The sequence below is a fragment of the Pseudomonas sp. TH07 genome (assembly GCF_016651285.1).
In the GTDB taxonomy this organism is placed as follows: domain Bacteria; phylum Pseudomonadota; class Gammaproteobacteria; order Pseudomonadales; family Pseudomonadaceae; genus Aquipseudomonas.
In genome coordinates this window covers 3,730,636-3,753,973 of sequence record NZ_JAEKED010000001.1, presented here as the reverse complement: position 1 = coordinate 3,753,973, position 23,338 = coordinate 3,730,636, and the positions used below count along the sequence as shown (strand labels likewise).

Below are 23,338 nucleotides of genomic sequence, written 5' to 3'. Positions count from 1 at the left end.
CGCAATAAGAGTTAAAAGCCGACCGCCAGGGCCTGACTGTACGGCTGTTTACGGTCGCGGCTGTATTGCAATGTCCGGTTACTTTTAAGTTTAGGCTTGAACTCCGGTTACCGGAACAGTGTTGTTGGTACTTCCGGCACCCTGGCTGCAACGGCCCGTTGTCTGCTTCTGCTCTTATCAAGAACAAGGAATTGCACCCCCATGTCCGACGCCTCCACCGCGCCCTTGCGCCCGCTGGCCGACACTTCGCCTTCGGCCATCGTCGCCGGCTTCATCGCCATGATGACCGGCTATACCAGCTCCCTGGTGCTGATGTTCCAGGCCGGCCAGGCCGCCGGCCTGAGCAGCGGGCAGATTTCCTCGTGGATCTGGGCCATCTCCATCGGCATGGCGGTGTGCAGCATTGGCCTGTCGTTGCGCTATCGCACGCCCGTCACCATCGCCTGGTCGACCCCGGGTGCGGCGTTGCTGATCACCAGCTTGTCCGGGGTGACCTACGGCGAGGCCATCGGCGCCTACATCACCTGCGCGGTACTGGTGACCATTTGCGGACTGACCGGCAGCTTCGAGCGCCTGGTCAAGCGCATTCCGGCGTCCCTGGCGGCGGCGTTGCTGGCGGGGATCCTGTTCAAGATCGGCAGCGAAATCTTCGTCGCCGCCCAGCACCGGACCGGCCTGGTGCTGGGGATGTTCTTCACCTATCTGGTGGTCAAGCGCCTGTCGCCACGCTATGCCGTGCTCGCGGCGCTGCTGCTCGGCACCCTGCTCTCGGGCCTGATGGGCTTGCTGGACTTCAGCGGCTTCCACCTGGAAGTGGCGACCCCGGTCTGGACCACACCGCACTTCTCCCTGGCGGCGACCATCAGCATCGGCATCCCGCTGTTCGTGGTGGCCATGACCTCGCAGAACATGCCGGGCATCGCCGTCCTGCGCGCCGACGGCTACAACGTACCGGCCTCGCCGCTGATTACCGCCACCGGCATCGCCTCATTGCTGCTGGCACCGTTCGGCTCCCACGGCATCAACCTGGCCGCCATCAGCGCGGCCATCTGCACCGGCCCCCACGCCCACGAAGACCGCAACAAGCGCTACACCGCAGCGGTCTGGTGCGGGATCTTCTACGGCATCGCCGGGGTCTTCGGCGCCACCCTCGCGGCCTTGTTCGCCGCGCTTCCCAAGGAACTGGTGCTGTCGATTGCCGCCCTGGCGCTGTTCGGCTCGATCATCAACGGCCTGAGCATCGCCATGAGTGAAGTCAAGGAGCGCGAAGCGGCGCTGATCACCTTTATGGTCACCGCCTCGGGGCTGACGCTGCTCTCCATCGGTTCGGCCTTCTGGGGGATTGTCGCCGGGGTCCTGACCCTGGCGATCCTCAACTGGCGCAAGGCCTGAGGCACTGGCGCACGCGGCGGTCCAACCCAATCCTGGCCGCCATGACCTTGATCAACGCCCACGGCACATCCCGGGATACAGGCCCGAGGCATTGAAGGGATCAGTGGGGAAATCGAGACGCCACCCAGGGGCAGCAACGAGTCAGCGGCCCGGACGGGCCGCCGACTCATGACATCAGGCTACCGGATTGATTGGCTTTTCCGGGTACCAGACGTCCAACAGCGGGCTGACTTCAACGCTGGTCAGCTCGGTGCGGGCCTTGAGCCAGGCTTCAACCTTGGCGCGTTGCTCTTCGCTGACCGAACCGCGCTTGCTCAGGCAAACCAGGCCGAAGTCATCACCACCAACGTAGCCGAGGCCGTTGGCTTCCATCGCTTCTTTCAGAAAGGCTTCGAGGAAAGCGTCGATAGCCTCTTCACCCAGATCTTCTTTGAAATCCAGGTTCAGTTCGAAACCCAGCTCTTGAAATTCATCGACGCACAGTTTTTTGCGCAGACGCTGGGAACGGTTAGTAGCCATGGAACAATCCTCTTAAGTAATAACGGGCGGCACTTTAGCAGTTTAAGCAAGTGATTGCCTGACTCTATAGACGTGCGAGCAGGCCATTGGGAAAAAAATAGCGGATTAGCCGCCCGCCGCACGGCACAAGGCGCTATACCTTGGGGCATAATGCCGACACTTTCATGACCACCGAGGGAAGTTATCTTCATGCCCTCTTCTTTTTCCCCCTCGCCTGCAGGGTTTTATTTCAGATGATCAAATCTTTGCGTCCATTGCTTCTCGCCAGTTTTATCTTGCCCCTGGCCTTCACCGTCTCCGCAGCTCCCGTCAACACCACTCTGTCCCCCAAGGTTCAACAAGCCCTCAAAGCCAGCAAGCTGCAGGACAACGCCCTGTCGCTGGTGATGATCCCGCTCAACGGCCCCGGCACCCCGACTGTTTTCAACGCCGACGTCTCGGTCAACCCGGCCTCGACCATGAAGCTGGTCACCACCTACGCTGCGCTGGAAATGCTCGGCCCCAACCATCAGTGGAAGACCGAGTTCTACACCGATGGCACCCTCAGCGGCGGCATCCTCAACGGCAACCTGTACCTCAAGGGCGGTGGCGACCCGAAGCTGAACATGGAGAAACTCTGGCTGCTGATGCGTGACCTGCGAGCCAACGGCGTGCAGCAAGTCACCGGCGACCTGGTGCTGGACCGCAACTTCTTCGTGCAACCGCAACTGCCGGAATTCAATGACGACGGCAATGACGAAAACAAGCCGTTCCTGGTCAAGCCCGACTCGCTGATGGTCAACCTCAAGGCCCTGCGTTTTGTCGCACGCAACGACTCGGGCAGGGTGCTGGTGTCGGTTGAACCGCCGATCGCCAAGATCCGCATCGACAACCAGGTCAAGGCCGCGCCCGGCAAGCAATGCACCGGCGATGTGCGCTACAACCCGGTCGCCCAGGCGGACGGCAGCGTCACAGTCACCGTCAACGGCCAGTTGGGCGATGGCTGCAGCTCCCAGACCTACTTGTCGCTGCTCGACCATGCCACCTACACCGCCGGCGCCGTACGGGCGATCTGGCAGGAACTGGGTGGCAGCATCCAGGGAAAAGACCGCCTGGCTGCGGTACCCAAAGACGCCAAGGTCCTGGCCCGGGCCTTCTCCCCGGACCTGGCGGAGATCATCCGCGACATCAATAAATACAGTAACAACACCATGGCCCAGCAGCTGTTCCTGAGCCTGGGCGCGCAATACCGCAACGACGCCGATGGCGACGATGCCAAGGCCGCGCAGCGCGTGGTGCGCCAGTGGCTGGCGAAGAAAGGCATCACCGCGCCGCACCTGGTGATGGAAAATGGCTCCGGCCTGTCTCGCGCCGAGCGGGTCAGCGCACGGGAAATGGCCGGCCTGCTGCAAGCCGCCTGGAGAAGCCCGTACGCCGCCGAGTTCATCAGTTCGATGCCGATTGCCGGCATGGACGGCACCATGCGCAAGCGCCTGAAACGCACCGCCATGTCCGGCGAAGCACACATCAAGACCGGCACCCTGAACACCGTGCGCGCCATCGCCGGCTACAGCCGTGACAGCAACGGCAATACCTGGGCGGTGGTAGCGATTCTCAACGATCCGAAACCTTTCGGCGCCTCGTCGGTGCTGGACCAGGTGCTGCTGGACCTGTATCGCCAGCCAAAACTGGCCACTGCCGCTTCGGACCTGTAAGCCGCTGCACCTGATGGGCCGAGGCCAGCACTCAGCCCATCAGGTTCAGGGTATCTCGCGCTCGACCCTGTCGCGCCCGGCCTGCTTGGCCGCGTACACCCCCGCGTCGGCACGCAGCAACAACGCATCGGCGCCCTCGCCGTCACGCCAGCTGGCAATGCCGAAACTGGCGGTAACCACACCCACGCTGTCGATCGGAGAACTGCGCAGGCTCTGCCATAACTCCTGAGCCAGGGCATATGCCTTGCCCCCATCGGTGCCGGGGCACAGCACCATGAACTCTTCGCCACCCAGGCGGCAGAACACGTCACTGCGCCGCAGGCGATAGCGAATGCGCTCGCAGACGCACTTGAGTACCCGGTCACCGGCCCCGTGCCCAAATTGATCGTTGATGCGTTTGAAGTGGTCGATATCCAGCATGATCACCGCCAGATCACCCGCCCCCCGGGTGACCCGTTCCATTTCGGCCTGCAGGCGCTCGTGAAAGTACCGGCGATTGTGGATACCGGTCAGCGAGTCGGTGACCGACAGCGCCCGCAGTTCCTCCTCCACGCGCTTGAGATCGGAAATATCCGAGATGTAGCCGTGCCATACCACGCCCCCGCCGGGCAGGTTCTCCGGGGTCGCCGCGCCGCGCACCCAGCGCAGGCCGCGCCGGGGCAGGAGCACGCGGTATTCTTCCTGCCAGGGGCTGAGGTCCGTGGCCGAGGCCCGGATCGAGGCCCGCACCCGCGCCAGATCCTCGGGGTGGATCCGATCGAACACCACAGCTGCATCCTGCTGCAGCAAATGGGGCTCGATCTCGTAGATCTCACGGATACCGTCACTGGCGTAGCTGAAGCTGGCGTGCCCCGCGACTTCCATCTTGAACTGGTAGATCCCGCCCGGGACGTGGGCCGTGAGCTTTTTCAGCAACTGATCGCGGGCGGCCAGTGCCTCGTGGACCCGCTTGCGTTCAGTGATATCAATACAGATCGCCAGGTGACCGACCCACAGGCCATGCTCATCGAGCACCGGGGTGGCGAGCATGTTCACCGCCAGCTGGCTACCGTCACGCCGCACCAGCGTCCACTCGCGGGCGGCGTGGATACCCTCCTCCTCGGCACCGGCCAGCATCGCCTGAGCCAGCGAAATGTGCTTGCCGTAATGCCGGCTGAACTGGCGCGCGCGGTCTGCAAGCTCCGCGGGCAGGTGCAGGCTTTCCAGGGTCAGCTTGCCCAGCACCTCGGCGCTGTTGTAACCGAGCATCTGTTCGGCGCCGGCATTGAAGGTGCTGATGGTGCCATGCAGGTCGGTAGCAATGATCGCCACCTGGGTCGCCGCATCCAGCACGCTGCGCAATTGGCCGTGGGTGCCACGCAACTCACGCTCCCGGGTGCGCAGCTCCTCGGTGCGCTGCTCGACCAGGTGCAACGCACGCTGGCGCTGGCTGACCAGCACATAGAGCAAGGCACTGAGCAGGACACTGAGCAACCCGCCAAGGACCATCAGGCTGCCCGCCGATGAATGATTGGCCAGGAGAAACGCCGCACTGGGCCGGATATCCACCTGGTAATAGTGATCAGCCAGGCGCAGCAGCCGGGTTGCCAGCAGCGAGCTGTCGGCAGGGGCATTGCTCGACTCGTACAGGACCTCATGCCGGCCCTCGGTGGACAGGTCGAGTATCCGCACGGCCAGGTTGTCACTGGCAGGCTGCGGCAAGCCGTCGGCCACCAATTGCCGCATGCTGATGATCGCCAGGACGTAGCCGTAAGGCTCGGTGGTTGGCCTGCCACTGGTGGAAAGCCGGTTGACCGGCGCTACCAGCAATATGCCGTTGGCGTAGGCCGGATCGACGCTGACCAGGTGCAAGGGTTGGGACACCGCCATCCCGCCCTGGCTCCGGGCACGCTCCAGGGTGGCGCGACGCAGGGGCTGGGCCAGCAGGTCATAGCCCAAGGGCGAGCCAAGCCAGCTTTGGGTCTGGCTGTAGAGCACCGGCACATATTCATCGCGCTCGGCCGCAGGCTCCAGCTCGCCGGCGGCGTTCAACTGGCGAATGGAAAAATCGCTGATGCCCTGCTCGCGCACACTGCGCTCCAGCAACGGACGCTCGGCACGACTGACCCTGGGAGCCCAGGCATAGGCTTGAGTGCGGAGCAACAACGGCGCGGCGTAGCCATCGAAGTCCTGACGGGTGACCGCGTCGGAATTGGAGAAGAAGCGCCGCAGTCCTTCGAGCCGCTGCTCCTGATCCTGAAAGCGCTCTTCAATCCGGCTGAAGCGCTCCCCAGCCAGCAAGTGGAAGCGCTGGCGCAACTGTTGCTGGTACAGGTTGAGCGTCGACCAGGCCAATAATCCGGTCAATACACTTCCCGCCAGCAACGCCACGCCCGCGACCAGCCAGGCCGAAACGTCTTCGCTGATGAAACCGAGAATTCTGGGGCGTACCACGCGTAACCGCATAAGCAGACTCACAACGCCGGAGGGGGCTTGGGGACCAAGCTGGCTGCGAGTCACTTATAGCTATTGGCCATTAATTTGACCAGCGCAAAAATAGCCAAGAGCCTTGAATATCAAGGCTCCGTGCATTCAAGTGCCGATCAGCGCGCGGTGATTTTCCAGGCGCGGTGGATCTTGCCGTTGCGAGCGAAGTCCGGATCGATGGTCTTGGCGCTGATTTCCTCGACCGCATAGCGCGATTCAAGGTGTTCATCGAGCTGGAACTTGCGGAAGTTGTTGGAGAAATACAGCACGCCGCCCGGTGCCAGACGGGCCATGGCCAGGTCGAGCAACTGCACGTGATCGCGCTGTACGTCGAACACCCCTTCCATGCGCTTGGAGTTGGAGAAGGTCGGCGGATCAATGAAGATCAGGTCGAACTCATCGCGGCAGGCGTCCAGCCAGGTCATCACGTCGCCCTGCTCGAGGCGGTTCTTGTCGGAGAAACCGTTGAGCGAGAAGTTGCGACGCGCCCAGTCCAGGTAAGTCTTGGACAGGTCGACACTGGTAGTGCTGCGCGCCCCACCCTTGGCCGCATGCACACTGGCCGTCGCGGTGTAGCAATACAGGTTGAGGAAGCGCTTGCCGGCGGCCTCTTTCTGAATCCGCATGCGCATCGGCCGGTGATCGAGGAACAACCCGGTGTCGAGGTAATCGGTCAGGTTGACCAGCAGCTTGACTCCACCCTCGGTGACTTCGGTGAACTTGCCCTGGGTGCTCTGGCGCTCGTACTGCTTGGTGCCGCTCTGGCGCTCGCGACGCTTGATCACTACCCGGCTCTTGTCGACGTTCAACGCCTGGGGGATGGCGGCCAAGGCGTCGAACAGACGGGCCTGGGCCTTCTCCGGGTCGATGGATTTCGGCGCGGCGTATTCCTGAACGTGGACCCAGTCGTGATACAGGTCGATGGCCAGGGAGTACTCCGGCATATCCGCATCGTAGACCCGGTAGCACTCGATGCCCTCACGTTTGGCCCATTTACCCAGCAGTTTGAGGTTCTTTTGCAGGCGATTGGCGAACATCTGCCCGCCTTCGCTCAAGCGCGCCTGCTCGACCACTGGAGCCGGCGCCGGTACGGGCTTGATCGGGTTGCCATTCTTGTTGTACTGGCGCTCTTGCGGCTCAAGCGGGGCCTTGTCGGCCTCGGCCTGCTCACGTTCGGCCAGGCGCTGCTCCGGGGTACGGCGCTCACCCGTGACGAACTGGTCCGGCAGGACCTTGATCAGCAGCAGCTTGCACGGCAAGGCGCCGTTCCAGAACGAGTACTGTTTGTGGCTGCGAATGCCCATGCGCTTGCCCAGGTCCGGGGCACCGGTAAACACCGCCGCCTCCCAGTTCAGGCAGGCCTGGCGCAGACGCTCGCCGAGGTTCTGGTAGAGGTACAACAGGCTGGCTTCGTCACCCAGGCGCTCGCCGTAGGGAGGGTTGCAGATCACCAGGCCTTTCTGATTCTGGTCCGGACGCGGCTCGAAGGTGGCCACCTCGCCCTGGTAGATTTTGATCCACTCGCTCAAGCCGGCGCGCTCGACGTTATTGCGCCCGGGCTGGATCAGTCGTGGGTCGGCCTCGTAACCGCGGATCCACAACGGCGGCTTGGCCAGGCCGGCCTGGGCCCGAGCCTGGGCTTCGTCATGCAGCTTGCGCCACAGCGCCGGGACGTGGCCCAGCCAGGCGGTGAAGCCCCACAGTTCGCGCTTCAGGTTGGGGGCGATGTCGGCAGCTATCATCGCCGCTTCCACCAGGAAGGTACCCACGCCGCACATCGGGTCAGCCAGCGCCCCGCCATCGGCGGCAATGCGTGGCCAGCCGGCACGGATCAGGATCGCGGCGGCCAGGTTTTCCTTCAGCGGCGCAGCGCCTTGCTGCAGGCGATAACCGCGCTGGTGCAGGCTGTGGCCGGACAGGTCGAGGGAAAGGATGGCTTCGCCACGGTCCAGGCGCAGGTGAATGCGCAGGTCCGGGTTCAGCTTGTCGATCGAAGGGCGCTCGCCGGTCGGGGTACGCAGCTTGTCGACGATGGCGTCCTTGACCTTCAGGGCGCCGAAGTGGGTGTTGTCGATGCCCGAACCGTGGCCACTGAACTCCACCGCCAGGGTGCCGTCAGCGAGCATGTGGTCTTGCCAGTCGATATCCAGCACACCGTGGTAGAGGTCTTCGGCGTCCTTCATCGGGAAGCGCTTGAGCACCAGCAACACCCGGTTGGCCAGGCGCGACCAGAGACACAGCCGATAAGCGGTCTCCATGTCGGCCATGCCGCGCACGGCAGAGGTGTGCTCGCGCGCTTCCTCAAGGCCAAGCCCGACGGCTTCCTCGATCAGCAGGCCTTCGAGGCCTTTAGGGCAAGTGAGGAAGAGTTCGTAACGATCCGACATGGGAGTTCCAGGGCCTTTGGCATAAGTGAACGGACAACGCATTGTCCGCCCGGTTTTCAATCAAGCGCTTTTCTTGAAGAGCGCTCGCGTGGCACGAAAGTGTGCCGTCCCACCCCTGCCGACCAGCTCACCACAGGGGTAGAAAAAGCTTAGATGGCAGAGGCAGATAAAAAGTCGAGCAACAAAATGTCATAAGTCGACCCTTCGTCGAATAATACCCGACTGCAACAGGTCGACATTCTTACTAAAGCATTAACACCGTCATCTAACCAAAGGCTCATCACAGCAGGCTTTGCCCAATAAAAACGGTTCGCATCCAGCCGTTCTTATGGCCTTACCCGCATTATCGTTACGTCCTTATGACAAAACGATCATTCCCACCGTGTGACCTATTGGTTAGAACTCAACACAGGTTGACGCCGCAATGACGTCAACAATCAAGCTCGCCACGCCGGCAGCGAGCACCAACGGCAGAAGCATTCTGCCCGACCTCAGGTAGAGGTCGATAGGACATAAGTACAGTCAACAAGTGAGGGAAACACCCTATGAGAAGACTTAAGCGTGATCCGTTGGAAAAAGCATTTGTACGCGGATATCACTATGGCGTTAACGGCAAATCCCGTGAGCTTTGCCCATTTACTCTACCGTCGGTACGTCAAGCCTGGATTAACGGCTGGCGCGAAGGACGCGGCGACAATTGGGACGGTATGACAGGCACTGCGGGCATCCACAGACTCAACGAACTTCACGCTGTCGGCTAAATAAGGGCACCATTCCGACACTAAAACTTGAATAGCTTGTGACTTAACCACGCACGTCCCATCCGGACGGCGGGCTTCGGCCCAGGGGCTCCTTGAAGGAGCCCTTTTTATTGGCCGCGATTCATGGCGAAAGACTGCTCCCCGCCACCAGGCCAAACAGGCCTGGGCGCGCCGCTCTTAAGCCTGAGGGTTACGACTGCCGCGCAGCCAATGCCGCAATGGCATCCACCGACTGGCGAATCAACGCCGGTCCCTTGTAGATGAACCCCGAATACAACTGCACCAGACTGGCACCGGCCGCGATTTTTTCAGCCGCGTGCTGGCCTTCGGTAATACCACCAACCGCAATGATCGGCAGGCGCCCGGCCAATTCGGCCGCCAGCACCTTGACCGTGTGCGTGCTCTTGTCGCGCACCGGGGCACCGGACAGGCCGCCCGCCTCTTCACCTTGCTCCAGCCCTTCGACACCTGCGCGGCTCAGGGTGGTGTTGGTGGCAATCACCGCGTCCATGCCGGTTTCGATCAAGGCCTGGGCCACGTCCACGGTTTCTTCATCGGTCATGTCCGGAGCGATCTTGATCGCCAATGGCACATGCTTGCCATGACGCAGCGCCAACTCCTTCTGCCGCTCGCTCAAGGCACCGAGCAATTGCTTGAGCGACTCGCCGAACTGCAGGCTGCGCAGGCCCGGGGTGTTGGGCGAACTGACGTTGACCGTGACGTAACTGGCGTGGGCATACACCTTGTCCAGGCAGATCAGGTAGTCATCCACCGCGCGCTCGACCGGGGTGTCGAAGTTCTTGCCGATGTTGATCCCCAACACACCCTGATACTTGGCTGCAGCCACCCGCGCCAACAAGTGATCGACGCCCAGGTTGTTGAAGCCCATGCGGTTGATGATCGCTTCAGCTTGGGGCAGACGGAAGATCCGTGGCTTGGGGTTGCCGGGCTGTGCACGCGGGGTGATGGTGCCGATCTCGACAAAACCAAACCCCAGCTGGGCAAAACCATCGATGGCCGCACCGTTCTTGTCCAGACCGGCAGCCAGGCCAACCGGGTTCGGAAAGTCCAACCCCATGACCCGCACCGGCATCTGCGCCGGCGCCTTGCACAACAGCCCATTGAGGCCCAAACGCCCACCCGCGCCGATCAGGTCCAGGGACAGATCATGGGAGGTTTCCGGGGAGAGTTTGAACAACAGCTGGCGGGCCAGGGTATACATGGGCGGGCTTGACTCGGTGGCGGCGAATAAGGCGGCGATTATAGCCGGGCCCGGGGCCTGCACGCGAGGCGCACAGTGAAATCAGCGGTGAATGGCATATGCCTTGCACCAAGGTGTACATCAGTACTTCTGCCAACGGCGGCAGGGTGCCCCTATCGATACGGACAAAGGCGTCGTCACCCGCCCTGGCTCTGCCAGGCGCTCGGGTACGGCGCTTTTTCATTGCAAGGTGGTCAGGCTCATGAATGAACTCGCAATCGGCCCGCTGGCCTGGGTCAACGGCAGCGACGCCCCGGAGAAGAGCGCCATCGACCTGGGGTTCATGGCACTGACCGACTGCGCCTCGGTGGTGGTTGCTGCAACCCAGGGCTTCGCCCAGCCCTATGGCTTGACCCTGAACCTCAAGCGCCAGGCATCGTGGGCCAGCCTGCGGGACAAACTGGTCAGCGGCGAACTGGATGCCGCCCACAGCCTGTACGGCCTGATTTATGCCGTGCACCTGGGCATCGGCGGCGTTAATGCCAGCGACATGGCGGTGTTGATGGGGCTGAACCAGAACGGCCAGAGCATCAACCTGTCGCGAGAGCTGCAAGGGCTGCAGGTGACCAGTCCTGAAGCGCTTTACCAGCACGTGCACCAACGTCGTGCAAAGCTGACCTTTGCCCAGACCTTTCCCACCGGCACCCACGCCATGTGGCTGTACTACTGGCTCGCCAGCCAGGGCATCCACCCGTTGCAGGATGTCGACAGCGTGGTGGTGCCGCCGCCGCAAATGGTGGCGCACCTGCAAGCCGGGCGCATCGACGGCTTTTGCGTCGGCGAGCCCTGGAGCGCCAGCGCGGTGCGCCAGGACCAAGGCTTTACCCTGGCCACCACCCAGGCCATCTGGCCCGACCACCCGGAAAAAGTCCTGGGCTGCACCCGCGCCTTTGTCGAGCAGTACCCCAACACCGCCCGTGCGCTGGTGATGGCGGTCCTCGAGGCCAGCCGCTTTATCGAACAAAGCCGTGAAAACCGTGAAAGTACCGCGCAGTTGCTCAGCGCCGGCGCCTACCTCGACGCCCCGCTCGACTGCATCCAGCCGCGGCTGCTGGGGGACTATGCCGACGGCCTCGGCAACCAGTGGCAAGACCCCCATGCCCTGCGCTTTCACAATGCCGGCGCGGTCAACCTGCCGTACCTGTCCGATGGCATGTGGTTCATGACCCAGTTCCGCCGCTGGGGCCTGCTGCGCGAAGACCCGGACTACCTCGACGTCGCCCGCCAGGTGCAACAGCTTGGGTTGTACCGCGAGGCGGCCACGGCGGTGGGCGTTGCGTCCTGGGGCCAGGACATGCGCAGCAGCCAACTGATCGACGGCAAAATCTGGGACGGCACAGACCCGGGCGGCTATGCACGCAGCTTCAAATTGCACGCCATGAGCGACAGCTCACCCCTTCTCGCCAGCCGCTGACAGGAGCCTTGGAGCATGTTGCGAATCCTGTTGATCAATGACACCGCAAAAAAAGTCGGCCGGCTCAAGGCGGCACTGATCGAGGCCGGCTTCGAAGTGATCGACGAGTCCGGCTTGACCATCGACCTGCCGGCCAGGGTCGAAACGGTGCGTCCGGACGTGATCCTGATCGATACCGAGTCACCCAGCCGCGATGTACTGGAGCAAGTGGTGCTGGTCAGCCGCGATCAGCCGCGGCCGATCGTGATGTTCACCGACGAGCACGACCCGGGGGTGATGCGCCAGGCGATCAAGTCCGGTGTCAGCGCCTACATAGTCGAGGGCATCCAGACCCAACGCCTGCAACCGATCCTCGATGTGGCCATGGCTCGCTTTGAAAGTGACCAGGCGCTGCGTGCCCAGCTGCATGCGCGGGACCAGCAGTTGGCCGAGCGCAAGCGCATCGAATTAGCCAAGGGCTTGCTGATGAAAATGAAGCACTGCCAGGAGGAAGAGGCCTACACCCTGATGCGCCGCCAAGCCATGAGCCGTCAGCAGAAACTAATCCAGGTAGCCGAGCAGATTATCGCCATGAGTGAACTGCTCGGCTGAGCCCCATCGCCTCAGCCGGGTTGGCTCAGCTCTTGCTATGGAAACTCCGCAGGTAACCAACGGCGGTTGCCCCACCTACGACAAAGACGTCGCACACCCTTCGCTCAGGCAGACAGGGTTGCGGCGTTTTTTCGTTTTGGCCCCACAGCCCGGGGCCGGTGGTGCGGCCGTGACGGTGCACCACCTGAAGGCTCATGACTCCTTTCGAGACTCTTTTCAGCTGAGGTGCGCGATGAATTCAAGCTTCTGGAAATCCGGCCACGCCCCGACCCTGTTCGCGGCCTTTCTCTATTTCGACCTGAGCTTCATGGTCTGGTACCTGCTCGGCCCCCTGGCAGTGCAGATAGCCGCCGACCTGCACTTGACCACCCAGCAGCGCGGCCTGATGGTCGCCACACCGATCCTGGCCGGAGCCCTGCTGCGCTTTGCCATGGGCCTGCTGGCTGATCGCCTGTCGCCAAAAACCGCCGGGCTGATCGGCCAGGTGATCGTGATCTGTGCCCTGTTCGGCGCCTGGAAACTGGGTATCCACAGTTATGAACAGGCCCTGCTGCTGGGGGTATTTCTGGGCATGGCCGGGGCTTCATTCGCCGTGGCGTTGCCCCTGGCTTCGCAGTGGTACCCGCCGCAGCATCAGGGCAAGGCCATGGGGATTGCCGGTGCCGGCAACTCGGGAACGGTATTTGCGGCCCTGCTTGCGCCAGTGCTGGCGGCGGCTTTTGGCTGGAGCAATGTGTTCGGCTTCGCCTTGATCCCGCTGATTCTGACCCTGGTGATTTTCGCCTGGCTGGCCAAGAACGCGCCGGAACGGCCCAAGGCCAAGTCCATGGCGGACTATTTCAAAGCCCTGGGCGACCGTGACAGCTGGTGGTTCATGTTTTTCTACAGCGTGACCTTTGGCGGCTTTATCGGCCTGGCCAGCGCTCTGCCCGGCTACTTCAACGACCAGTACGGCCTGAGCCCGGTCACCGCCGGCTACTACACCGCAGCCTGTGTCTTCGGCGGCAGCCTGATGCGCCCCTTGGGCGGCGCCCTGGCGGATCGCTTCGGCGGCATCCGGACCTTGCTCGGCATGTACGGCGTAGCGGTGCTGTGCATTGCCGCAGTCGGCTTCAACCTGCCCAGTTCCTACGCGGCGCTGGCGCTGTTTGTCTGCACCATGCTCGGCCTGGGTGCCGGCAACGGTGCGGTGTTCCAACTGGTGCCACAACGCTTTCGTCGCGAGATCGGCGTGATGACCGGGCTGATCGGCATGGCCGGCGGCATCGGCGGCTTTGCCCTGGCGGCGGGCATGGGAGCGATCAAGCAAAGCACCGGCAGCTATCAACTGGCACTGTGGCTGTTTGCCGGCCTGGGCATCCTGGCCTGGTTCGGTCTGCATGGGGTGAAACGTCGCTGGCGCACCACTTGGGGCTCCGCCGCCGTCACCGCGGCGCGGGTCTGAGCCGCCCATGAGCCTGCAACTGAGTCACGCCCAGGCGAGCGCCATCGGTCCTCGGTCTGAAAACCAGGACGCGCTGCGCCTGGTGACGCCGGCACCGGCGCTGGCGGCCAGCAAAGGGCTGCTATTCGCCATCGCCGACGGCGTCAGCCAATGCGCCGATGGAGGCCTGGCGGCGCGCTCGACCTTGCAGGCGTTGGCACTGGACTACTACGCCACCCCGCAAACCTGGCCCGTGGCCCAGGCTCTGGAGCGTCTGTTGCTGGCGCAGAATCGCTGGCTGCAAGCCAACGGGGGTGGCCAGCCGTTGCTGACCACCGTCAGCGCGCTGGTGCTGCGTGGCCGGCGATTCACCCTGGCCCACGTTGGCGACTGCCGGGTCTATCGCTGGCACGCCGGGTATCTGCAGCGCATCAGCGAGGACCACGTCTGGGAGCAACCCGGCATGCAGCACGTGCTCAAGCGCGCGCTGGGCCTGGATCAGCACCTGGTGGTGGACTTCCTCGACGATGAGCTGCGCCAGGGTGAATGTTTGCTCATGCTCAGCGACGGGGTTTGGGCGACCCTCGGCGACACGGCCATTGCCGCGATCCTGCATGATCAGCCCGACCTCGACAGCGCCGTGCAGACCCTGGTCGCTGCCGCGCATCTGGCGGGCAGCCAGGACAATGCCAGCGCACTGCTGATACGGGTCGACACCCTGGGCGAACACTCGATCGGCGATGCCCTGATCCACCTGCAGCAATGGCCCCTGCCGCCGCCACTCAAGCCCGGCCAGGCGTTCGAGGGCTGGCAGGTCGAGGCCGTGCTCGGGCAAAGCCAGCAGTCATTGCGCTATCGGGTACGCGATGCCCAGTTGCAGCCCTGGCTGTTGAAAACCCTGCCGACTCAACTGGACAACGATCATCGGGCCGGACAAGCCCTGTTGGCCGAGGAATGGCTGCTGCGTCGGGTAGCCGGGCGCTACTTTCCCGAGGTCCACGCCAGCACCTCACGCCAGCACCTGTACTACGTAATGCGCGAATACCCGGGCAGTACCCTGGCCGAACTGTTCGCCAAAAACGGCCCGCTGCCCCTGGCGCAATGGCAGACACTGGCCCAGCGCCTGCTGCACGTGGTGGGCTTGCTGCACCGGCGACAGATCCTGCATCGCGACATCAAGCCCGAGAACCTGTTGCTCAGCGATGACGGCGAGTTGCGCCTGCTGGACTTCGGCCTGGCCTACTGCCCCGGCCTGTGCGAGGACCCGGCCAACTTGCTGCCGGGCACCCCCAGCTACATCGCCCCGGAGGCCTTCAGCGGTGCTGCGCCGAATGCGCAGCAGGACCTGTATGCCGTGGGCGTGACCTTGTACCTGCTGCTGACCGGGCACTACCCCCATGGCGAGATCGAAGCCTTCCAGCGCCCGCGCTTCGGCCTCCCGACCAGCGCCAGCCGCTATCGCCCGGATCTGCCGGACTGGTTGGCACACAACCTGGAGCGCGGGGTAAATGCCGACCCCGGCCAACGCTTCGAGACCGCCGAGGAATGGCTACTGGCCCTGGAACACGGTGAGCGCGGCAGCCTGAGCGTACGCCCGCGCCCCCTGCTCGAACGCGAGCCGCTGAAAGTCTGGCGCAGCGTGGCCCTGGCCGCCCTGCTGCTCAATCTGGTGCTGCTATTTCTGCTCCTGCACTGAAACCCCAAATCCTCCCCCGTAGTCGCTGCCGCGCTGAAAAAGGGCGCCGCGCCTTGATTCGGTGCATGAACAGGCGCCAGTGCGCGGAGCAACCCCGGCAAAACCCTGCCGGTGGCGACTTGGCACAAGCGCTGCATTAGTTCTACGCAACAGACATACAGCCCGACCTTCAACGACGAAGGGCTGGCTTCCCGAGAGAACGGGACCGGACAAAGGCGTCCTCGCTAGGCAACTAGCGGGACGCCTTTTTTGTTGTGCGATTTTTTTCGAGCCAGGCCCCACCCACCGCCTGAGCTCCCGGAGAACCTGATGAAAAAACTCAAACTGGTGATGATCGGCAACGGCATGGCCGGGGTCCGGACCCTGGAAGAACTGCTCAAGCTGAGCAACGAGCTGTACGACATCACGGTCTTCGGCGCCGAGCCCCACACCAACTACAACCGCATCCTGCTCTCGCCGGTCCTGGCCGGCGAGCAGACGTTCGACGAGATCGTGCTCAACGACCTGGACTGGTACCTGGATAACCAGATCAAGTTGCTGCTCAACCGCAAGGTGGTGCAGATCGACCGGGCCAGGCGCCGCGTGATGGCCGAGGATGGCACCGAGGCCGAGTACGATCGCCTGCTGATCGCGACCGGCTCGACGCCGTTTATCCTGCCCATCCCCGGCAACACCCTGCAGGGGGTCATCGGTTACCGCGACATCGCCGATACTCAAACGATGATCGACACCGCCAAGACCCACAAACACGCGGTGGTGATCGGTGGCGGCCTGCTCGGCCTGGAAGCAGCCAACGGCCTGATGCTGCGTGGCATGCACGTCACCGTGGTGCACATCGGCGAATGGCTGCTGGAGCGGCAACTGGACCAGACCAGTGGCCAACTGTTGCAAACCGCCCTCGAAGCCCGAGGCCTGCACTTTCGCCTGAGCGAGCAAACCCAGGCCCTGCATGATGCCGGCAATGGCCGGGTGGGCTCGGTGCAGTTCAAGAACGGCGACATCATCCCCGCCGACCTGGTGGTGATGGCCGCCGGCATCCGCCCCAACACCGAGCTGGCGGAAAAAGCCGGGATCCCGTGCAATCGCGGGATATTGGTCAACGACACCCTGCAGACCTACGACCCGCGTATCTACGCCATCGGCGAATGCGCCAGCCATCGCGGCATCGCCTACGGCCTGGTGGCGCCGCTGTTCGAACAGGCCAAGGTCTGCGCCAACCATCTGGCACAACTGGGCTTCGCGCGCTACCAGGGCTCGGTGACCTCAACCAAATTGAAAGTCACCGGCATCGACCTGTTTTCCGCCGGCGACTTCATGGGCGCAGAAGGGACCGAAACCATCACCCTCTCCGACCCCATCGGCGGCGTGTACAAAAAGCTGGTGATCAAGGATGACGTGCTGGTCGGGGCCTGCCTGTATGGAGACACCGCAGACGGCGGCTGGTACTTCCGGCAGATCCGCGAGAACCATGGGATTGGCGAGATCCGCGACCACCTGATGTTCGGCGAAAACGCGCTGGGCGATGTCGGCCATCAAGGTCAGGACAAAGCCATGGGCATGGCCGACAACGCCGAAGTCTGCGGCTGCAATGGAGTGTGCAAGGGCACCATCGTCAAGGCGATCCAGGAGCACGGGCTGTTCAGCGTCGACGAGGTCAAGAAACACACCAAGGCCGCCAGCTCCTGCGGTTCCTGCGCCGGCCTGGTGGAGCAGATCCTGATCAACACCGTCGGCGGCGCAGCGGACGTCAAGCCGAAAAGCGAAAAAGCCATCTGCGGCTGCAGCGACCTCAACCACGGGCAGATCCGCCAGGCCATCCGCGAACAGCACCTGCTGACCATCGCCGACACCATGAGCTACCTCAACTGGCGTACGCCCAATGGCTGCGCCACCTGCCGCCCGGCGCTGAACTACTACCTGATTTCCACCTGGCCGGGTGAAGCCAGGGACGATCCACAGTCGCGCCTGATCAACGAACGGGCCCACGCCAACATCCAGAAAGACGGCACCTATTCGGTGGTGCCTCGAATGTGGGGGGGCGTGACCAACCCGTCTGAGTTGCGGCGCATTGCCGATGTCGCGGACAAGTACCAGGTGCCCATGGTGAAAGTCACCGGCGGCCAGCGCATCGACCTCCTAGGGATCAAGAAGCAGGACCTCCCTGGCGTGTGGAAAGACCTCGACATGCCCTCGGGCCACGCCTATGGCAAGTCCATCCGCACCGTGAAAACCTGCGTCGGCAGCGAGTTTTGCCGCTTCGGCACGCAAAACTCGACGCAACTGGGGATCGAGCTGGAACACGACCTGTTCAATATGTGGTCCCCGCACAAGGTCAAGCTCGCAGTCTCCGGCTGCCCGCGCAACTGCTCGGAGGCCGGGATCAAGGACGTGGGGATTATCGGTGTCGACTCCGGCTGGGAGCTGTACATCGGCGGCAACGGCGGGATCAAGACCGAGGTCGCGCAGTTCTTGATCAAGCTCAAGACCGCCGAGGAAGTCCGCGAGTACAACGGTGCCTTCCTGCAGCTGTACCGCGAAGAAGCCTTCTACCTGGAGCGCACCGTGCACTACCTGCAACGGGTCGGCATGGACCACATCAAACGCGCGGTCGTGGAAGACCCGCAGCGGCGCAAGGCACTCAACGAACGCCTGCAATTCTCCCTGTCGTTCGAGCAGGACCCGTGGAAAGAGCGCCTGCAGCAGCCGTTGCTGAAGAAAGAATTCGACCTGATCCCCCTGAACAACCTGGAGGTGCCGGCATGAACTGGCAGGATATCTGCGCCCTGGAAGACATCAACGCCCTCGGCGCGCGCATCGTCGACGGGCCCAAGGGCGCCATCGCCATTTTTCGCACCAGCGACGACCAAGTCTTTGCCCTCGATGACCGCTGCCCGCACAAGGGCGGCCCGTTGTCCCAGGGGCTGATCTACGGCAAGAAAGTCGCCTGCCCGTTGCATAACTGGCAGATCGACCTCGAATCCGGCCAAGCCCAGGCCCCCGATACAGGCTGTGCACACCAGCATGCTGCCCGGGTGGAAAATGGCCGGGTCCTGCTGGCGCTGCGGGATGCAGGCTGATGAGCCGCCAGACGACCGCTTCGACCTGTTGTTACTGCGGGGTCGGCTGCGGCGTGCTGATCGAGCATGACGGCCAGCAGATCCTGGGCGTCAGCGGCGACCCGGCGCACCCGGCCAACTTCGGCAAACTGTGCAGCAAGGGAGCCAGCCTGCACCTGACCGGCGACCTCGCGGCACGTGCGCTGTACCCGCAATTGCGCCTGGGCAAACGCCTGCCCCGCAGCCGCACCGACTGGGACAGTGCGTTGCAGCATGCGGCCAACGTGTTTGCCGCCACCATCGCCGAACACGGCCCGGACAGCGTGGCCTTCTACCTGTCCGGGCAATTGCTGACCGAGGATTACTACGTCTTCAACAAGCTGGCCCGAGCGCTGGTCGGCACCAACAATATCGACAGCAACTCAAGGCTGTGCATGTCTTCGGCAGTGGTCGGCTACAAACGCAGCCTGGGCGCCGACGCCCCACCCTGCAGCTACGAAGACCTGGAACAGAGTGATTGCGTGATGATAGTCGGCAGTAACATGGCCTACGCCCATCCAGTACTGTTTCGCCGCCTGGAACAAGCCAAGCGCCTGCGACCACAGATGAAAGTCATCGTCATCGACCCGCGTCGTACCGATACATGCGACCTCGCCGACCTGCACCTGGCCATCCTGCCGGGCACCGATGTCGCATTGTTCCACGGCATCCTGCACCTGCTGCTGTGGGAAGGCTGGGTGGACCGCGCCTTTATCGAGGCCCACACCGAAGGCCTGGCGCCGTTGAAAACCCTGGTGCGCGACTACACCCCGCACATGGTGGCCCAGCTCTGCGGGATCAATGTCGAGCAGCTACAGGCGTGCGCGCAGTGGATCGGGACTGCGCCGAGCTTCCTTTCCCTGTGGTGCATGGGGCTGAACCAGTCCACCTCGGGCAGCGCGAAAAACAGTGCCCTGATCAATCTGCACCTGGCCACCGGCCAGATCGGCCGACCCGGTGCCGGCCCCTTCTCTCTGACCGGTCAGCCGAACGCCATGGGCGGTCGCGAAACCGGCAGCCTGTCCAACCTGCTGCCCGGACACCGCGAAGCGGCCAACCCCGAGCATCGCGCGCAAGTCGCCCACTACTGGGGGGTCGAGCAGTTGCCCGAGCGCACCGGGCTTACAGCCATCGAGCTGTTCGAGCAGGTGAAAAGCGGCCGCATCAAGGCGCTGTGGATCGCCTGTACCAACCCGGCGCAATCGCTGCCCGACCAGCAATCAGTTCGTGCAGCCCTCGAGGCTTGCCCATTCGTGGTGCTGCAGGAAGCGTTTCGCACCACCGAAACCGCGCCGTTCGCCGACCTGCTGCTGCCCGCCGCCAGTTGGGGTGAAAAAGACGGCACGGTGACCAACTCCGAACGCCGCATCTCCCACGTCCGCCGGGCGATCAAGGCCCCGGGCGAAGCACGCCCGGATTGGGCCATCACCGTGGACTTCGCCCAGCGCCTGGAACAGCAACTGCGTCCCGGTAAGCCAAGCTTGTTCACGTTCACCGAGCCGGCCCAGGTATTCGACGAATACAAACACCTGACCCAAGGCCGCGACCTGGATCTATGCGGAATCAGCCATGCCCTGCTCGACCGCCTCGGGCCGCAGCAATGGCCGTTTCCATCGGGCGTCGAACACGGCACCGCGCGCCTTTATGGCGATGGCGTGTTCCCGACAGCCAATGGCCGCGCCCAGTTTGTCTGCGACCCCTACCAGGCGGCAAAGGAACAACGTGATGCGCGGTTCCCGCTGACCCTGATTACCGGTCGCCTGCGCGACCAGTGGCACGGCATGAGCCGCACCGGCACCGCCGCGCAGCTGTTCGGCCATGTCAGCGAAGCCGTACTGAGCCTGCACCCGGACGAGCTGCGGCGACATCGCCTGCAAAATGGCGATCTGGTCAGCCTCAAAAGCCGCCGCGGCAGCGTGATCGTCGCCGTGGGCAGCGACGACGGCGTACGCCCAGGCCAGGCTTTTTTACCAATGCACTGGGGCGATCGTTTTCTCAAGGGCGGCATCAACGCCGTCACCCAATCGGCGTTTGACCCATTGTCCAAGCAGCCGGAACTCAAGCACAGCGGTGTGCGCCTGGAGCCGGTGCAGCTGCCATGGCATCTGTTCGCCCTGATCGAGGGCAATGTGCAGCAACATTTCGAGGCGCTGCGGCCACTGTGCGACAGCTTTTCCTACCTGAGCCTGAGCCTCACCGGCCGTGAACGGCCTGCCCTGTTGATTCGCGCGGCGCATGCCCAGGCACCGGACCCGTTGCTGCTCAAGGACATCGATCATTTACTGGGTCTGAGCCACGGCCCTGTCCTGGCTTACGACGATCCGCGACGCGCCATCGGCAAACGGGTGCGAATCGAACAGGGGCGAATCATCGCCATCCGCCTGGCCGGTGAAACTCTGGCCCAGCACTGGTTGCACAACCTGTGGTTGGAAGGCCGCGCCGATGAACAACTGCGCCGCTGGCTGTTGGCGCCCATGAGCACCCCACCTGGGGCCGCCGGCCTGTCCTCGCCCAACAACAAGACCTTGTGCAACTGCAAGAACGTCAGCCTCAACGCGGTTTGTGCCGGCATCGAACGTGGCCTGGACCTCGACGGCCTGAAACAGCAACTGGGCTGCGGCACCCAATGCGGGTCATGCATCCCGGAAATCAAACGTCTGCTGGCTGCCTCGGCGCAGCCGATTGCCATCACCTTGTGAGGAAAAATACATGAGCGCAAAAGTCTGGCTGGTAGGTGCCGGCCCCGGCGACCCCGAATTGCTGACCCTCAAGGCCGTCCGCGCCCTGGGCGAAGCCGAGGTGGTACTGATCGACGACCTGGTCAACCACGCGCTACTGGAGCACTGCCCCCGAGCACGGGTTGTCCATGTCGGCAAGCGCGGTGGCTGTCGCTCCACACCCCAGGACTTCATTCACCGCCTGATGCTGCGCTACAGCCGCCAGGGCAAATGCGTGGTGCGCCTCAAGGGTGGCGACCCGTGCATTTTCGGACGCGGCGGCGAAGAGGCGCAGTGGCTCAGGGCACGCGGCGTGGAAGTGGAATTGGTCAATGGCATCACCGCCGGCCTTGCCGGGGCGACGCGCTGCGATATCCCTCTGACCCTGCGCGGCGTCGCCCGTGGCGTCACCCTGGTGACGGCCCATACCCAGGATGGCAGCAGCCTGAATTGGCAAGCCCTGGCGCAAAGTGGCACGACGCTGGTGATCTATATGGGGGTGGCGAAACTCGCGGACATTCGTGAGCAACTGCTCAAAGGGGGGCTTGCTGCAACGACACCGGTGGCAATGATTGAAAACGCCTCGCTGCCAGAACAGCGGGAATGCCGCTGCACCCTGGAGGCAATGCACGACGCGGCACTGCATTTCCAGCTGCAGAGCCCGGCAATCCTGGTGATAGGCAAGGTTGCAGCCGCTGCAAGCATCGAGGACGCGCCCGACAAGCTACTCGTCCAGCTTGCTTAGCGCCTGGCGAAGGGCTGGCGGCGCAAGGGACCAGGGCTCAAATCCCGGACAAAGAAAAACCCGGCCTAGGCCGGGTTTTTCTGAGCTACAAAGCTAATTACTTAGCTTGTGCTTCTACCGACGCTTCTACGCGACGGTTAACAGCGCGGCCAGCTTCAGTTGCGTTGTCAGCAACTGGGCGGGACTCACCGTAACCAACGGATTGAACGCGGTTCGACTCAACACCGTACTGGTTGGTCAGAACTTGCTTAACGGCGTTTGCACGACGCTCAGACAGTTTCTGGTTGTAAGCGTCAGGACCGACGGAGTCAGTGTGACCTTCAACAACGGTGGTGGTTTGTGGGTACTGCTTCATGAAGTCAGCGAGGTTTTTGATGTCGCCGTAGCTGTTGGTTTTAACCACAGCCTTGTCGAAGTCAAACTTCACGTCCAGCTCAACACGAACAACTTCAGCAACCGGAGCTTCTGGCTCTGGCTCAGCTACTGGAGCTGGTGCTGGAGCAGGTGCTGGAGCAACTTTGCCGCCGCTGCCACCGAAGTTCACGCCCAGACCAACGGTAGGAGCGTAGTCCCACTTGCCGTTGTCCAGTTTGTAGTCGGCTTCAACGCCGGCACGTGCAAACAGGTTGTCGGTGAAGTAGTACTTAACACCAGCGCCAGCAGTCAGGAAAGTCGACTGATCGCGACCGTTGTGGCCGTCGACCTCAACGTTGGTCATGCTCTTGTGAGCAACACCGCCGGAAACGTATGGACGCAGAGCGTCACCCACGGTACCAAAGTGGTACTGAGCGTTCAGGCCGAAGTTGTCGCCCTTGATTTTCTGGTTACCAGTGCCGTCGTTAGAACGGGTGTGGTTGGTCTTGTCGTAGGTAGCGTTCAACGACAGGTCGTCGGTCAGGAAGTAACCGATCGATGCGCCTGGGTTGAAGCCGTCTTCAACGTGATTAACGCTGTCGTTGTACTGTTTTTTGTAAAACAGTTCACCCTCGACCGCGCCTTGGCCTTGCGCCAGAACGCCGAACGAAGTCACGGCAACAATAGAACCAATGGCAATGCCCAAGGTGTTTTTCAGTTTCATCCGTTAAATCCCCATCTGGTGATTGTAAAGCAGTCCCACATACCGGGGGACAACTCGGCGGTAAGTCTATCAGAACTCACCTAGACGTAAGAGATATTT

General features: G+C 62.9%; 16 protein-coding genes. 11 read left to right on the top strand and 5 right to left on the bottom strand.

Translation table 11 applies throughout. From position 1 onward, the window contains the following. Positions 1–201 precede the first annotated feature (201 nt). Positions 202–1,392 (top strand): benzoate/H(+) symporter BenE family transporter, encoded by a 1,191-nt coding sequence (locus tag JFU57_RS17465; RefSeq protein WP_201130182.1) that lies wholly within the window; start codon positions 202–204, stop codon positions 1,390–1,392. A gap of 174 nt (positions 1,393–1,566) precedes the next feature. On the opposite strand, the gene JFU57_RS17460 is transcribed toward JFU57_RS17465, so the two are convergent. Next, positions 1,567–1,911 (bottom strand): YggL family protein, encoded by a 345-nt coding sequence (locus JFU57_RS17460; RefSeq protein WP_020300368.1) that lies wholly within the window; start codon positions 1,909–1,911, stop codon positions 1,567–1,569. 233 nt (positions 1,912–2,144) lie between these two features. Here JFU57_RS17460 and dacB point away from each other — a divergent pair, with 233 nt between their 5' ends. Then, entirely contained in the window at positions 2,145–3,605 is a 1,461-nt protein-coding gene (dacB, locus tag JFU57_RS17455; protein WP_078471158.1) for a D-alanyl-D-alanine carboxypeptidase/D-alanyl-D-alanine endopeptidase, read from the top strand. Between the two features lie 45 nt (positions 3,606–3,650). Here the strand turns inward: dacB and JFU57_RS17450 are convergent, their stop codons facing one another. Further along, positions 3,651–6,050, bottom strand: a complete 2,400-nt coding sequence (locus JFU57_RS17450) for a sensor domain-containing diguanylate cyclase (RefSeq protein WP_201130180.1) — start codon at positions 6,048–6,050, stop codon at positions 3,651–3,653. 137 nt (positions 6,051–6,187) lie between these two features. After that, positions 6,188–8,458: a bifunctional 23S rRNA (guanine(2069)-N(7))-methyltransferase RlmK/23S rRNA (guanine(2445)-N(2))-methyltransferase RlmL gene (rlmKL, locus tag JFU57_RS17445; RefSeq protein WP_078471156.1), complete on the bottom strand. Its 2,271-nt coding sequence runs from the start codon at positions 8,456–8,458 to the stop codon at positions 6,188–6,190. 545 nt (positions 8,459–9,003) lie between these two features. On the opposite strand from rlmKL, the gene rmf reads away from it, so the two are divergent. Then, positions 9,004–9,219 carry a ribosome modulation factor gene (rmf, locus tag JFU57_RS17440; protein WP_020300364.1) on the top strand — a complete coding sequence of 72 codons (216 nt, stop codon included), beginning with the start codon at positions 9,004–9,006 and terminating at the stop codon, positions 9,217–9,219. Between the two features lie 190 nt (positions 9,220–9,409). On the opposite strand, the gene JFU57_RS17435 is transcribed toward rmf, so the two are convergent. Next, positions 9,410–10,441 carry a quinone-dependent dihydroorotate dehydrogenase gene (locus JFU57_RS17435; RefSeq protein WP_201130178.1) on the bottom strand — a complete coding sequence of 344 codons (1,032 nt, stop codon included), beginning with the start codon at positions 10,439–10,441 and terminating at the stop codon, positions 9,410–9,412. Positions 10,442–10,682: 241 nt separating this feature from the next. Here JFU57_RS17435 and JFU57_RS17430 point away from each other — a divergent pair, with 241 nt between their 5' ends. From JFU57_RS17430 to cobA, 8 genes are all read left to right on the top strand, one after another. Further along, a complete protein-coding gene (locus JFU57_RS17430) occupies positions 10,683–11,894 on the top strand; it encodes a CmpA/NrtA family ABC transporter substrate-binding protein (RefSeq protein WP_078471154.1) in 1,212 nt (403 codons plus the stop codon). A 15-nt stretch (positions 11,895–11,909) separates the two neighbouring features. Beyond that, positions 11,910–12,485, top strand: a complete 576-nt coding sequence (locus JFU57_RS17425; RefSeq protein ID WP_020300361.1) for an ANTAR domain-containing response regulator — start codon at positions 11,910–11,912, stop codon at positions 12,483–12,485. A 232-nt stretch (positions 12,486–12,717) separates the two neighbouring features. Then, positions 12,718–13,929, top strand: a complete 1,212-nt coding sequence (locus tag JFU57_RS17420) for a nitrate/nitrite transporter (protein WP_020300360.1) — start codon at positions 12,718–12,720, stop codon at positions 13,927–13,929. Positions 13,930–13,936: 7 nt separating this feature from the next. Further along, positions 13,937–15,604: a bifunctional protein-serine/threonine kinase/phosphatase gene (locus JFU57_RS17415; RefSeq protein WP_201130176.1), complete on the top strand. Its 1,668-nt coding sequence runs from the start codon at positions 13,937–13,939 to the stop codon at positions 15,602–15,604. Between the two features lie 309 nt (positions 15,605–15,913). Continuing rightward, on the top strand, positions 15,914–18,367 hold the full coding sequence (gene nirB / locus JFU57_RS17410; RefSeq protein WP_078471151.1) for a nitrite reductase large subunit NirB: 2,454 nt from the start codon (positions 15,914–15,916) through the stop codon (positions 18,365–18,367). Next, positions 18,364–18,681 (top strand): nitrite reductase small subunit NirD, encoded by a 318-nt coding sequence (gene nirD / locus JFU57_RS17405; protein ID WP_078471150.1) that lies wholly within the window; start codon positions 18,364–18,366, stop codon positions 18,679–18,681. The genes nirB and nirD overlap by 4 nt, the downstream gene beginning before the upstream one ends. Beyond that, positions 18,681–21,398 (top strand): nitrate reductase, encoded by a 2,718-nt coding sequence (locus tag JFU57_RS17400; RefSeq protein WP_201130175.1) that lies wholly within the window; start codon positions 18,681–18,683, stop codon positions 21,396–21,398. The genes nirD and JFU57_RS17400 overlap by 1 nt, the downstream gene beginning before the upstream one ends. A 10-nt stretch (positions 21,399–21,408) precedes the next feature. Continuing rightward, complete coding sequence (gene cobA, locus JFU57_RS17395; protein WP_201130174.1) at positions 21,409–22,161, top strand: uroporphyrinogen-III C-methyltransferase; 753 nt, start codon at positions 21,409–21,411, stop codon at positions 22,159–22,161. A gap of 97 nt (positions 22,162–22,258) precedes the next feature. Here the strand turns inward: cobA and JFU57_RS17390 are convergent, their stop codons facing one another. Continuing rightward, complete coding sequence (locus JFU57_RS17390; protein WP_078471147.1) at positions 22,259–23,239, bottom strand: OmpA family protein; 981 nt, start codon at positions 23,237–23,239, stop codon at positions 22,259–22,261. Between the last annotated feature and the right edge of the window lie 99 nt (positions 23,240–23,338).